11 protein-coding genes are annotated in these 12,783 nt (G+C 68.8%); 1 reads left to right on the top strand and 10 read right to left on the bottom strand.

Annotated features, from left to right (window positions below):
• Window position 1: 1 nt before the first annotated feature.
• From AC6LJ5_RS12130 to AC6LJ5_RS12100, 7 genes are all read right to left on the bottom strand, one after another.
• Window positions 2-1,012, bottom strand: a complete 1,011-nt coding sequence (locus AC6LJ5_RS12130) for an ABC transporter ATP-binding protein (RefSeq protein ID WP_498140589.1) — start codon at window positions 1,010-1,012, stop codon at window positions 2-4.
• Window positions 1,009-1,992: an ABC transporter ATP-binding protein gene (locus tag AC6LJ5_RS12125; protein ID WP_103272171.1), complete on the bottom strand. Its 984-nt coding sequence runs from the start codon at window positions 1,990-1,992 to the stop codon at window positions 1,009-1,011. The genes AC6LJ5_RS12130 and AC6LJ5_RS12125 overlap by 4 nt, the downstream gene beginning before the upstream one ends.
• Window positions 1,993-2,124: 132 nt before the next feature.
• Complete coding sequence (locus AC6LJ5_RS12120; protein ID WP_103272172.1) at window positions 2,125-3,042, bottom strand: ABC transporter permease; 918 nt, start codon at window positions 3,040-3,042, stop codon at window positions 2,125-2,127.
• A gap of 5 nt (window positions 3,043-3,047) precedes the next feature.
• Window positions 3,048-4,025: an ABC transporter permease gene (locus tag AC6LJ5_RS12115; RefSeq protein WP_392410176.1), complete on the bottom strand. Its 978-nt coding sequence runs from the start codon at window positions 4,023-4,025 to the stop codon at window positions 3,048-3,050.
• 46 nt (window positions 4,026-4,071) lie between these two features.
• Entirely contained in the window at window positions 4,072-5,709 is a 1,638-nt protein-coding gene (locus tag AC6LJ5_RS12110) for an ABC transporter substrate-binding protein (protein ID WP_498140588.1), read from the bottom strand.
• A gap of 65 nt (window positions 5,710-5,774) precedes the next feature.
• Window positions 5,775-6,749 carry a M14 family metallopeptidase gene (locus AC6LJ5_RS12105; protein WP_392410175.1) on the bottom strand — a complete coding sequence of 325 codons (975 nt, stop codon included), beginning with the start codon at window positions 6,747-6,749 and terminating at the stop codon, window positions 5,775-5,777.
• A gap of 56 nt (window positions 6,750-6,805) precedes the next feature.
• Window positions 6,806-8,242 carry a M20 family metallopeptidase gene (locus tag AC6LJ5_RS12100; RefSeq protein WP_392410174.1) on the bottom strand — a complete coding sequence of 479 codons (1,437 nt, stop codon included), beginning with the start codon at window positions 8,240-8,242 and terminating at the stop codon, window positions 6,806-6,808.
• A gap of 175 nt (window positions 8,243-8,417) precedes the next feature.
• Between AC6LJ5_RS12100 and AC6LJ5_RS12095 the strand changes: the two genes are divergently transcribed.
• Window positions 8,418-9,338, top strand: a complete 921-nt coding sequence (locus AC6LJ5_RS12095) for a LysR family transcriptional regulator (protein WP_498140587.1) — start codon at window positions 8,418-8,420, stop codon at window positions 9,336-9,338.
• A gap of 161 nt (window positions 9,339-9,499) precedes the next feature.
• Here the strand turns inward: AC6LJ5_RS12095 and AC6LJ5_RS12090 are convergent, their stop codons facing one another.
• The 3 genes from AC6LJ5_RS12090 to AC6LJ5_RS12080 form a co-directional block, all read right to left on the bottom strand.
• Complete coding sequence (locus AC6LJ5_RS12090) at window positions 9,500-11,113, bottom strand: ABC transporter substrate-binding protein (protein WP_103272178.1); 1,614 nt, start codon at window positions 11,111-11,113, stop codon at window positions 9,500-9,502.
• 420 nt (window positions 11,114-11,533) lie between these two features.
• A complete protein-coding gene (locus AC6LJ5_RS12085; RefSeq protein WP_498140586.1) occupies window positions 11,534-11,767 on the bottom strand; it encodes a hypothetical protein in 234 nt (77 codons plus the stop codon).
• A gap of 178 nt (window positions 11,768-11,945) precedes the next feature.
• Window positions 11,946-12,783, bottom strand: an 838-nt coding sequence (locus tag AC6LJ5_RS12080) for an NAD(P)H-hydrate dehydratase (protein ID WP_498140585.1), incomplete at its 5' end; no start/stop codon positions are given.

Genomic DNA, 12,783 nt, shown 5'->3' with positions numbered 1-12,783 from the left:
GTCAGGCGGTGGCTTCGTTCAGATGGCAGGCCGACCAGTGGCCCGGCGAGATTTCCTTCAGGACCGGCGCCTGCTCGCGGCAGCGCGGCATGGCGTGCGGACAGCGCGGGTTGAAGGTACAGCCCGGCGGCGGATTCAGCGGCGACGGGATTTCGCCCTTGATGGGCGTGAACTTGCGGCCGCGCCGCGCCACGTCCGGCACCTCGGCCATCAGGGCCTGGGTATAGGGGTGGTTGGCGCGCGCGAAGATCTCGGCAGCGGTCGAAATCTCGACGATCTTGCCCAGGTACATGATGGCGACGCGGTCGGAAATGTGCTTGACCACGCCCAGGTCATGGCTGATGAACAGGTAGGTGAAGCCGTGCTGTTCGCGCAGGTCCATGAACAGGTTGATCACCTGCGCCTGGATCGACACGTCCAGCGCGGCCACCGGCTCGTCGCAGACCAGGAACTTGGGCGCCACCATCAGCGCGCGGGCGATGCCGATGCGCTGGCGCTGGCCGCCGGAGATCTGGTGCGGGAAACGATCGCGGTATTCGCGGTCCAGACCGACCTCGGACAGCGCCTGGTCGATGCGCGCGGGAATGTCGGCCGGCGGCGCCAGCTTATGCACCTTCAGCGCCTCGCCCAGGATCTGGCGCAGCCGCTGGCGCGGATTCAGCGAGGCCTGCGGATCCTGGAAGATCATCTGCACGCCCAGCGTGTAGGCCAGCTTGTCGGCGCCGCGCAGGCGGGCCGCATCGCGGCCCTGGTACAGCAGCTCGCCCTCGGTCTGGCGATGCAGGCCGGCCACCACGCGGCCCAGCGTGGACTTGCCGCAGCCCGATTCGCCCACCAGGCCGACCACCTCGCCGCGGTGGATGGACAGGTCCACGCCGTTGACGGCGTAGACGGTGCGGCGGTCGATGGGACGGCCGGCCAGGGCCAGGATGCGCTGGGCCAGGTCGGGACGTTGCTCGAAGCGCTTGTGGACGTTCTTCAGCTCGATGACGGGAGTATCGGCTTGATTCATGCTTGCTCGGCCTCGCGGGCGATCGGCACGTAGCAGCGGAAGCTGCGCGGGCCTTCGGTGGTGACGGTGGGGGCTTGCTCGGTGCAGCGCGTGACCGCGCTGGGGCAGCGCGGCCGGAACGCACAGCCCGAGGGACGGCCGGACAGGCTGGGCGCCATGCCGTTGATCTGGTGCAGGCGCGCGCCGGGCTGCGTGGCGCCCGGCATCGAGTCCAGCAGGCCGCGCGTGTATGGATGGCGCGGCGCTTCCAGCACCTGCTCGACCGGGCCGCTCTCGACGATGCGGCCGGCATACATGACGGCCACGCGGTCGGCCAGCTCGGCGACCACGCCCAGGTCGTGAGTGATCCAGATCAGCGCGGTGTTGTGCTGACGGCAGATCTCCTGCATGCGGTAGAGGATCTGGCCCTGGATGGTGACGTCCAGCGCGGTGGTGGGCTCGTCGCAGATGATCAGGTCGGGCTTGTTCAGCATGGCGATGGCGATGGCCACGCGCTGGCGCATGCCGCCGGAGAACTCGTGCGGATAGCTCTTCAGGCGCTTTTCGGGCGAGGGGATGCCCACCATCTCCAGCGCTTCGCGGCAGCGCTCGAGCGCTTGCGCGCGCGGCACGTCCGCGTGCGTCAGGATGGCTTCCATCATCTGCTCGCCGATGCGCAGCACCGGGTTCAGCGTCATCAGCGGATCCTGGAAGATCATCGCGATGCGGTCGCCGCGCAGCTGGCGCATCTGTTCTTCGCTGTACTTGCGCAGGTCCTGGCCCTTGAAGCGGACCTCGCCCTCGACCACTTCCCCGGGGGGATCGATCAGGCCCAGCAGCGAGAAGCCGGTCACGGACTTGCCCGAGCCGGACTCGCCGACCAGGCCCACGATTTCGCCTCGGCGCACGGTCAGGTCTACGCCGTCGACGGCCGGCCAGGCGCCGGCTTCGGTATGGAATGCGGTGCGCAGGCCGCGCACCTCCAGAATGGTCTCGCTCATGTCAGTCATCCATTGCGCAAACCGCCACGCAGGTATCGGGTGTCGCTCCATCGGGGTGCCGCGGAGCCGGCTTCGCCGGTCCGCCAGCACGCCCCCTCGAGGGGGAAGCGCGCAGCGCTTCGGGGGTGGGCCTCATCTTTTCGGGTCCAGGCTTTCGCGGAGGCGGTCGCCGACGATGTTGATGGACAGGATCAGCAGCAGCAGGGCGATGCCCGGGAACAGGCTGATCCAGTAGTCGCCCGAGAGCAGATACTGGAAGCCATTGGAGATCAACAGGCCCAGCGACGGCTCGGTGATGGGCACGCCCACGCCCAGGAAGGACAGCGTGGCTTCCAGCGCGATCGCGGTCGCGATCTGGATGGTGGCGAACACCATGACCGGGCCCAGGCAGTTCGGCAGCAGGTGGAAGGCCATGATGCGCCAGGCCGGGAAGCCCAGGTTGGCGGCGGCCTCCACGTATTCCTTGCGCCGCTCCTGCAGCGCGCGGCCGCGCATGATGCGCGCGTAGTGGCCCCATTGCACCAGCACCAGCGCCAGGATCACCTTGTCCACGCCGCGCCCCATCACCACCAGCAGCACCAGCGCCACCAGGATGGTCGGAAAGCCCAGGATGAAGTCGACGATGCGCATCAGGATGGTGTCGACCACGCCTCCCATGTAGGCGGCCACCAGGCCAACCGCGCCGCCCACGGCGGTGGCCAGCACCACGGCGGACAGGCCCACCATCAGGCTGATGCGCAGGCCATACAGGATGGCGCTGAGCATGTCGCGGCCCTGGTCGTCGGTGCCCAGCCAGGCGATGCTGCCGTCCATCAGCGCCTGGCGCGGCGCCAGGCGGCCGTCCATGAGCGAGAGGTTGGCGAGGTCGTAGGGGTTCTGCGGCGCGAAGTAGGGCGCGAACACCACCAGGATGATCAGCACGGCCAGCGCGATGGCAGAGCCGGTCACGGTGGGCCGAGAGCGCAGTTTCTTCAGGATGGAGGCGCGCTTGGGCGTGTCCGCCAGCGGCGGGGCGGTGCGGGTGCGGCCGGGATTGGGAGATTGAGCCATGACGATTATTGAGCGGGGGTCACGAGCTGCACGCGCGGGTCGAGCGCGGCGTACAGGATGTCCACGACCAGGTTGATGACCACGAAGATCAGGGTGACCAGCATCACGTAGGCCACCACCACGGGGCGGTCCAGCTGGTAGACGCTGTCGATCAGCAGCTTGCCCATGCCGGGCCAGGCGAACACCGTCTCGGTGATGGTGGAGTACGCGATCAGCGTGCCGAATTCCATGCCGATCACGGTCACCACGGGGATCAGGATGTTGCGCAGGATGTGGCGGCGCACGATGCGGCCCGGCTTGACGCCCTTGGCGCGCGCGAACTTCACGTAGTCCTGGCTGCGCGCCTCGACCACGCCCGAGGCGGTCAGGCGCAGCACCAGCGCGATGTTGGCCAGCGCCAGGTTGATGGCCGGCATGATCAGGTGCGACCAGCCGTCGGCGGTCAGGATCGACAGACGCACGCCGAGCACGGTGACGGTGTCGCCGCGGCCCGTGGCCGGCAGCCAGCCCAGCCATACGGCGAACAGCAGGATCAGCATCATGCCCTGCCAGAAGTTGGGCAGCGAGAAGCCCAGCACCGACGAGGCCATGATGCCCCGGCCCAGCGGCTCGTCGCGGTACAGGCCGGCGACCAGCCCCAGCGGGATGCCGATGACACAGGTCAGCCCGATGGCCACGACCACCAGTTCGAAGGTGGCCGGGATGCGCTGCACGATCAGCTCGATGGCGGGGATGCCGTGGACGAAGGACACGCCCAGGTCGCCGTGCAGCGCGCGCCACAGGAAGCCCGTGTACTGCTGCCATACGGGCAGGTCCAGCCCGAGGCGGGCGATCATGGCTTCGCGGGCGGCCTGGCTGGCCTCGGGGCTGACCAGCAGCTCGATCGGGTCGCCCACGGCGTACACCGCGAAGAAGACCACGACCGAGACGGCCAGCAGTACGAACAGGCTCTGTATCAACCTGCGCAAGATGAATAGGGCCACTTGATATTTCCTTGGTGGGCTCGGGAGTTGCGGGCGCCAGGCGGGGCTACTTGGCGGGCTTGGCCGACATGGCCAGGGTGTACTGGTCGGCGCGGCCTTCGTAGGTCAGGCCCTTGCGGTACGCCCAGATGCTGCTTTCGAAGTGCAGCGGGATGCTGGGCAGGTCCGCCAGCGCGATCGCCAGCGATTCCTGCAGCAGCTTCTCGCGCGCGGCCGGGTCCACCGTGACCAGGGCGCGCTTGAAGACCTGGTCGAACGCCGGGTTGTCGTAGCCGCCGTAGTTGCTGGTGCCCAGGCCGTGTTCCTTGTCGAACGCGGAGACCCAGTATTGCAGGAAAGACGAGGCTTCGCCCGTTTCCGACGACCAGCCGCCCATGGCGAAGCTGAACTCGCGCTTGGCGCGCTTGGGGAAGTAGATCGAGCGCGTCATCGCGTCGACCGAGGCCTTGATGCCCACGCGCGACAGGTACTGCGCCACCGCCTGCGAGATCTGGGCGTCGTTGATGTAGCGGTCGTTGGTGGATGACACGGCCAGTTCGAAGCCGTTCGGGTAACCGGCCTCGGCCAGCAGCTTCTTGGCGCCTTCGGGGTCGTACTTGAGTTCCGGCGGCTGCGGCAGCGTGCCGAACATGCCGTCGGGCAGGAACTGGTTGGCCGGGGTGGCGGCGCCGTCCATGATGCGGGCGGCGATGGCCTTGCGGTCGATGGCCATGGAAATGGCGCGGCGCACGCGCACGTCCTGCAGCGGGTTCTTGCCGTCGGCGGCTTTGACCGTGGGGCTGGGCGAGCGCGCTACGTCGAACTGGAAGTACACCACACGCACGGACGGCGTGATCACGTAGCCGAAGCCCGGCGTTTCCGAGATGCGCTTGACGTCGCGCGCGGCGGGGTTCTCGATCAGGTCGAAGTCGCCGGCCAACAGGCCCGTCAGGCGCGGACCGGCCGACGGCGCGGGGATCAGCTTGACCTCGCCCCAGGCCGGTTTGTCGCCCCAGTAGCCTTCGTTGCGGGTCAGTTCGATGGCGCTGCCCTTGACATAGGACTTGAGCGTGTAGGGGCCGGTGCCAATGGCGGACTTGCCGCCGTTGAAGTCGGCCACGGTAGGCCAGGGGCCGGTCACGCCGCAGCCGTTCTTCAGGTCGAACGTGATCGGGCCGTGCTGGACGATGCCGCTCCACAGCATGGGCATGCGGCTCATGTCGTTGGGCAGCAGCGGATAGGGCAGGCGCGTCTTGATGACCAGCGTGTCGTCGCCGCGCGCTTCGACGCTGGCGAACTTCTGCACCACGGCGGGCTGGGAGCCGCCGATGGACTGCTCGTTGTTCATCACGCGGCAGAACGTGAAGATCACGTCCTGCGGCGTGAAGGGCTGGCCGTTGGAGAACTTGGCGCCCTGGCGCAGCGTAAATTCCCAGGTGGTGTCGTCCACGGACTTCCAGGCCGTGGCCAGGCGCGGGATCAGCTTCATGGCCGCGTCCTGGCCGACCAGCGTCTCGAACACGTGCGAGGTCATCGCGTCGTTGGGCGTGACCTGATGGTAGTGCGGGTCCATCGCGGTGGGTTCGGACGACAGGCCGATGCGCAGCGCGCCGGCCTGGGCCAGGGTGGCGGTGGGACAGGCGGCCAGCGCGGCGGCGAGCGCGCACGCGGCCGGTAACAGGCGTTGGATGGTCTTGGCTGACATGTGTTTTCCCCTTGTGGTGTTGTGGTGTGTCGCGGGCGGCGCCCTCTGGGGGGCGCCTGCCGTCTTTATGCGGCGATGGGCTGCGCCAGCCGGACCACCGTCACGCCCGGGCGCAGGTTGGCCGTGGACGGCATGATCAGCACGCAATCATCGTAGGGCGCGACCACCGGCTCGCCCTCGGACCAGCCGATCAGGTCGCCGGCGCGCGGCAGCGTCTCCAGCCCCTTCCAGGGCTGGGCGAAGCGGAAGTCGGCGCTCTTGGCGGCCACGGCATGCGTGACGCGCAGCGCGCGCTGCGCGCCGGCGTCCGGCGCGAACCAGGCGGCCGGCAGGTCGGCGCGATCCACGGTGTCGGCGGCGAGCAGGAAGCGGGCCAGCTGGTCCAGCGCCACGCCGTGCGCCTCGGGCGCGCCATGGAAACCGCATTCGATCAGCAGCGAGCGGGTGCCGTTGTCGCCGGCTTGGCCGAAGCGACCATAGTCGCGCATGCGCACGCCGGCGGCATGGCCGGCGTCGGCGATGATGGTGGCGGGGTTGCCCAGCGCCAGCGCCAGGTCGATGTTGCGCTGTTCCATGCCGGTCAGCTGCAGCGGCACGTCGGAATTGCTCATCGAGTGGAAGTCCAGCAGCCAGTCGCTGCGTTCCACCCAGGGACGGATCTGGGCCGCGCGGCGGCGTTCCTGGCTGTTCGGCGCGGACAGCTTGTCCTCGCTCCAGACGCGGTTCATGTCTTCGTCCACGAAGCGCGCGGGGGCGTAGTTGGACGGGTCGAAGCGGTCGAAGGCGGCCAGGTTGCAGAAGGCCAGCGTCAGGCTGCCCCGGCGCGGACGCAGGCCGGCGGCCAGCGCGTCCTTGAGCGCCCAGGCGCCGCACAGTTCGTTGCCGTGGATCAGCGCGCTCAACATCACGCGCTTGCCCGGCACGCCGGAATCGAAGTGCCACACCCCGGGGGTGTCCGTATTGCCGGCGCGCTCGGACGACAGGTCCGGACAGGCGAGCAGGAAGGGACGCGGACTGGGCGCGGCGGCGGGTGTGGACATGAGGACTCCGATGAAGCGGGGGGATTGTATAGGGAAGAAAGCGGCCTGCGCGGCAGTCAGCCGGCCGTGGCCGCCTGGCGTTCTGCCATAACGGCCGGGCCCTGCTCGCCCAGGTCCCAGAACAGGCCGGCCATGATGGCCATGGCCTGACGGGCGACCGGGGCCAGCAGATGTTCGTCCGGGCCGTGCTGGCAGCAGGCGGGGTAGGAATGCGGCACCCAGATCGTGGGCAGTCCCAGCACGTCCGAGAACGCGTCGTTGGGCACGGTGCCGCCCAGGTTGGGCAGGATGGCGGGTGCGGCGCCGGTGGTCGCGGCCAGCGATGCCGCGGCCCAGCGGGCCCAGGCATCGTCCGGGTCCAGCCTGGTGGCGGGGGTGCCGCGGCGGACCTTGACCTGCACCTGGCCAAAGCCGTGTGCGTCCAGATGGGCGCGCAGGATGTCGCTGGCGGCGCGCCAGTCGGTGCCGACCACGAAGCGCAGGTTGCAGGTGGCGGCCGCGCGTCCGGGTATGGCGCCCACGGGATTGTCGGGATTGCCGGTCTTGTAGGCCAGCACTTCCAGCGTGTTCCAGCCGAACAGCCGTTCGGCCAGGCTCAGACCCGGCTCGCCCCAGTCCGGATCCGTTTCGGGCGCGTCGTCGTCGCGGCCGACCTCGATGGTGGACAGCGCGCGGCGCACGGCGGCGGGGATGGGTGGCGGGCGCAGGCCGTCAACTTGCAGGCGGCCGCGCGCGTCGACCAGGCTGGCCAGCGCGTGCGCCAGGATCAGGCCGGGGTTGGGCAGCACGCCGCCCCAGTTGCCCGAGTGATGCGCATGGCTGCGCAGATTGACTTCCAGGTCGAACAGCAGCGTGCCGCGCGAACCGAGGAACAGCGTGGGCAGGTCCGCCGCCAGGCGCGGGCCGTCCGATGCGATGAAGACGTCGGCCTTCAAGGCGTCGCGCCACTGGCCGCAGGCCGCGTGCAGGCCGGGCGAGCCGACTTCCTCGCCGCATTCGACCAGCATGCGGGCGTTGAAGCCCAGGCGCCCGCCGCGCTCGGCCAACACCTGTTCCAGCGCGGCCACGTTGATGCAGTACTGGCCCTTGTTGTCGGCCGTGCCGCGCCCGTACCAGCGCTCGCCTTCCTCGACCAGGGTCCAGGGTGACAGGCCGTCGCGCCATTGCTCGTCGTAGCCGCGCACCACGTCGCCGTGGGCGTAGAGCAGCACGGTGGGCAGGTTGGCGGCCTCGATGCGCTCGGCCAGCAGGAAGGGCGGGCCATCTTGTACCGGGTTGTCTTCGATGCGACAGGAAAATCCCAGGCCTTCCAGCCGGGGCGCGACAGCGGCGCGCAGGTAGTCGTAGAGTTCGGGCCGCTGTTCGGGCGCCTGGCTGACGCTGCGGCGGGCGACCAGGCCCGCCAGGTCGCGGCGCAAAGCGCCGCTATCGGCATACGCGAGCGCGCGCGCAATCGCGGTCGAGCGGCTGGCGCTGGAAACTGCTGCTGACACGGTTGTCCCCTATGTGCCCGGCGCGTCGCTGGGCGCGCCCGCTTGGATGTATCGCCGAATTCTAGGATCCGGGTAGCTTTCTCTACAATTAGAATATTTATCGGTAGCTTTGCAAAAAAGGCAAGGTTTGCCCTGACGCTCAATCCACCTGCGGGGGAACATGCACGGTATCGCGTTGAGGTACTTTGTGGAGGTGGCCCAGGCGGGCAGCCTGAGCGGCGCGTCCGAGCGCCTGCACGTGGCGGTGTCGGCCATCAGCCGGCAGATCGCCAAGCTGGAAGAGCAGGCCGGCGCGCCGCTGTTCGAGCGCGCCGCGCGCGGCATGGTGCTCAGCGACGCCGGCCGGCTGCTGCTGACGCATGCGCGGCGCACCATGCTGGAATCCGAATCGGTGCTGCAGGAGATCGCCGCGCTCAAGGGCGCGGCGCGCGACGAGATCCGCGTGGCGTCCGTCGCGGGCGTGGCGCGCACGTTCCTGCCGGCGGCCATGGCGCGCTTTCGCCAGGACTGGCCGGACATGCGTTTCGACCTGCACGTGGATACGCCCAGGGAAGTGCTGCGGCGCGTGGCCGAGGGCCAGGCTGAGCTGGGCATGGCCTTCAATATGGAGCGCGCCGGGGGCCTGAGCGTGCGCTACTCACGCCGCGCGCCGGTCCATGCGGTGATGGCGGCCGACCATCCGCTGGCGGGCCGCGCCAGCGTGAGCCTGCAGGATCTGGGCGCCTACCCGATGGCATTGACCGAACCCGGCACGACCACGCGGCGCCTGTTCGAACTGGGCTGCGCGCTGGAGTCGGTGCAGATAGAGCCCGCGCTGAGCTGCAACGATCCTTCGCCGCTGCACGGCTTCGTGTACGGCTCCGACGCCATCATGCTGGGCGCCTATATCTCGGTGACGCACAGCCTGGACCGCGACCAATTGGTCGCGGTGCCGATCTCCAATGCCGAACTGCAATCGCGCAGCCTGCAGATCCAGGTGATGCAGGGGCGCTTGCTGCCGCCCAAGACCGAGGCGTTCATCGCGTTGCTGTGCCGCCAGCTGGATGAGCTGCTGGCGGACCGGCCGAAGGCCAGGGCGCAGGGCGCCGCGAAATGAAAAAGACCCCCCACGCCGCGCGCACTGCGTGCGCTTGCTGCCCCCCCCGAGGGGGGTGTTTTTCATCTTGGGGCGGCCCGGCGATGAAAAAGACCCCCCACGCCGCGCGCACTACGTGCGCTTGCTGCCCCCCGTGGGGCGCATTTGTCTGCCAGCGCGAATTACTTCGCGTCAGGCTTGACCGAGGTGGCCAGCGTGAACTGGTCGCGGCGGCCTTCGTAGCTGATGCCCTTGCGGAATGCCCAGATGCTGCTTTCGAAGTGCAGCGGGATCAGCGGCACGTTGTCCAGCGCGATCTTGGTGGACTGCTGCAGCAGCGCTTCGCGCTTGGGTGCGTCCACCGTCACGATGGCCTGCTTGTAGACCTTGTCGAAATCGGCGTTGGAGAAGCCGCCGTAGTTGCTGGTGCCCAGGCTGTTGGGCGAATCCAGCGAGGCCACCCACAGCTGGAACAGCGCCGAAGCCTCGCCCGTTTCCGCCGGCCAGCCGCCCATCGGGAAGCTGAATTCGCGCTTGGCGCGCTTGGGGAAATAGATCGAGGCGGTCATCGCGTCAACCGTGGTCTTGATGCCGATGCGCGACAGGTACTGGGCCACGGCCTGGGCGACCTGGCCGTCGTTGACGTAGCGGTCGTTGGTGGACGAGATGGTCAGTTCGAAGCCGTTCGGGTAGCCGGCCTCGGCCAGCAGCTTCTTGGCGCCTTCGGGGTCGTACTTGATTTCCTCGGCCTTGGGCAGGGCGCCGAACATGCCGTCGGGCATGAACTGGTAGGCGGGCGTGGCCATGCCGTCCATGATGCGGGCGGTGATGGTCTTGCGGTCGATGGCCATGGAGATAGCCTTGCGCACGCGCAGGTCCTGCAGCGGGTTCTTGCCGTCGGCGGCCTTCACGAAGGGGCTCTGGGCGCGGCCGACGTCGGGCTGGAAGAATATCAGGCGGGTCGAGGGCGTGGCCACGAAGCCGAACTTGGGGTTGTCCTTCAGGCGCTGCAGGTCGCGCGCGGCCGGGTTCTCGATCATGTCGAAGTCGCCCGACAAGAGGCCGGTCAGGCGCGGACCGGCGGCGGGCACCGGCACGAACTTCACTTCCTTCCAGTAGGGCTTGGGACCCCAGTAGTTCTCGTTGCGGACCAGCTCGATGCCGGTGCCCTTGACGTAGGACTTCAGCGTGTAGGGGCCGGTGCCGATGGCGTCCTTGCCGTTGTTGAAGTCGGCCACGGTGGGCCAGGCGCCGGTCACGCCGCAGCCCTTCTTCGGGTCGAAGGTCAGCTTGCCGTGCTCGACGATGCCGTTCCAGATGATGGGCAGCGAGCGGGCCATTTCGGCGGGCATCAGCGGGAAGGGCGCGCCGGTCTTGATGATGACCGTGTGCGCGTCGGGCGTCTGCACGTCGGTGATCAGCTTGGTCGTGTCCATGTAGGACTGCGACACGTTGGTCTCGTTGTTCAGCGTGCGGCAGATGGTGAACAGCACGTCCTCGGACGTGAAGGGCTTGCCGTTCGAGAACTTGACGTCGTCGCGCAGCTTGAATTCCCAGGTCAGGTCGTCCAGGTTCTTCCACGAGGTGGCCAGGGCCGGCACCAGCTTCATGTCGGCGCTGCGGCCGACCAGCGAGCTGTAGACGTGCGCCGAGAACGCGTCGTTCTGGGTCATCTTGTGATAGTGGGGGTCCGCCGAGGTGGGTTCGGCCGACAGGCCGATCTTCAGCGTCTGGGCCTGGACGGCGGCCAGCGGAATGGCGGCGGCCGCGAGGGCTAACGTGGTACGCAACTTCATGGTGACAACTCCGGATGGAAAACGAACCGGATCGTGCTTGAGGGAGTGACCTAGCGGGCCTGCCGGGGCTTACGGAGGGTCTTTGGCGCCAGGCACGACGGCAAGGGGCCGATTATCGGTAGGGGCTTCGCGCGCTGTCAATGCGCGGGGACAGGCTGCGGCGCTAGGGAAAACGCCGAGATGGCAGGGAAAAACGGGAATGGACCGCGCGATCGCGCCGGTCTGGGCAGAGGAAATGCCGAGGAAATGAAAAACGCCGGGGCAGCCTCTCTTGAGGCTGCCCCGGCGCTCAGGCGCCCGGTGAGGGGCAGGGCGCCCTGGGGCCGGAACGGGCACTGCGCGGGCAGCGGGCGTTCCGGCCACCGCGTGCCGGCATCAACCGCGGGAGATCTGTCGCGGTTCAGGCCGACCCGGCGGTTCTTACCACTGGGAACCGGAGAAGCGCGAGCTGGCGGCGCGGGCGCGGTTCATCGATTCGTTGACTTCGTCGATGAAGGCGAACACGGCGGCGATGCCAGCGACCAGAGCCTTGCTGGCCTTCTTCAGGCTCAGCAGCGGGTGGGCGTTGGGTTGGTTTTCGAGGGCGCCGCGGAGCAGGTCGCGCTCCAGCGCGTCGGTCAGGCGGGCAGTGTGGTTCAGGGTCAGTTCGCTCATGGTGTTCTCCAGTCCAGTCCGTTTCGTCTTGGGGTAAACCATTATAGGGATAACCCTAGGGCAAAAGCAACGGGCGCGACGGAGCCAACCCTGTGAATGTTGTAAAAATGTTTTTGTGCCAGGGACTTAGCCCGCCGATGGGGCTTTTCCCCGTGGCGGGGGCAACCCTTAGGGGAGCCTAGCCCCGGTTGCGCAACGTACGGGCGGCGTCGGCCAGTTCGCCCGCCGTCAGGCCGATGGGGCCGATGTCGTTCATGACCAGGGCGTCCGCCGCCGCGCCGTGCAGCCAGACCGCGCCCGCGACGGCCTGCTCCAGCGGCAGGCCTTGGGCGATCAGCGATCCCAGCATGCCCGCCAATACGTCCCCGGTTCCGGCGGTCGCCAGGCCGGGATTGCCGCTGGTGTTGCGCCGCCAGCCGCCATCGGGGGCGCAGACGATGGTGCCGGCCCCCTTGAGCACGATCCAGGCGTCGTAGCGGCCTGCCAGCTGCTGGGCGGCGGCGGGCCGGTCGGCCTGTACCTGGGCGGTCGTTCGGCCGAGCAGCCGGGCCGCTTCGGCCGGATGCGGCGTCAGCACGACCGGGCCATCGCCCCAATGCGGCTCGACCTGGCCGCGCGCCAGCAGGTTCAGGCCATCGGCGTCCAGCACCAGCGGGGCCTGGCCGCGCCGGGCAAACAGGCGCGCCAGCAGATCGGCGGCCAGCGGCGAGTCGCCGATGCCGCAGCCCGCCACCCAGGTCGTCACGTTCCAGTTGCCGTCCAGCAGCGAGCGGGCGTCGCGCAGCATCAGTTCGGGTTGCAACGGGTCGCAGGGCAGGGGCGAAGCACTCTCGGCGAAGCCGACCAGCACCTTGCCGGCGCCGGTCTTGAGCGCGGCCCGCGCCGCCAGCAGCGCGGCGCCTGTCATGCCCGGGCCGCCGCCGACCACGCCGACGGTGCCGAAGCTGCCTTTGTGGCTGTCCTGCTCGCGCGGCGCGAACAGGGCGGGCAGGTCATCGCGGCGGACGGGGGCGCCG

The sequence above is a fragment of the Achromobacter sp. 1011791174 genome, assembly GCF_059760925.1.
This window is presented reverse-complemented; position numbering and strand designations above follow the sequence as displayed.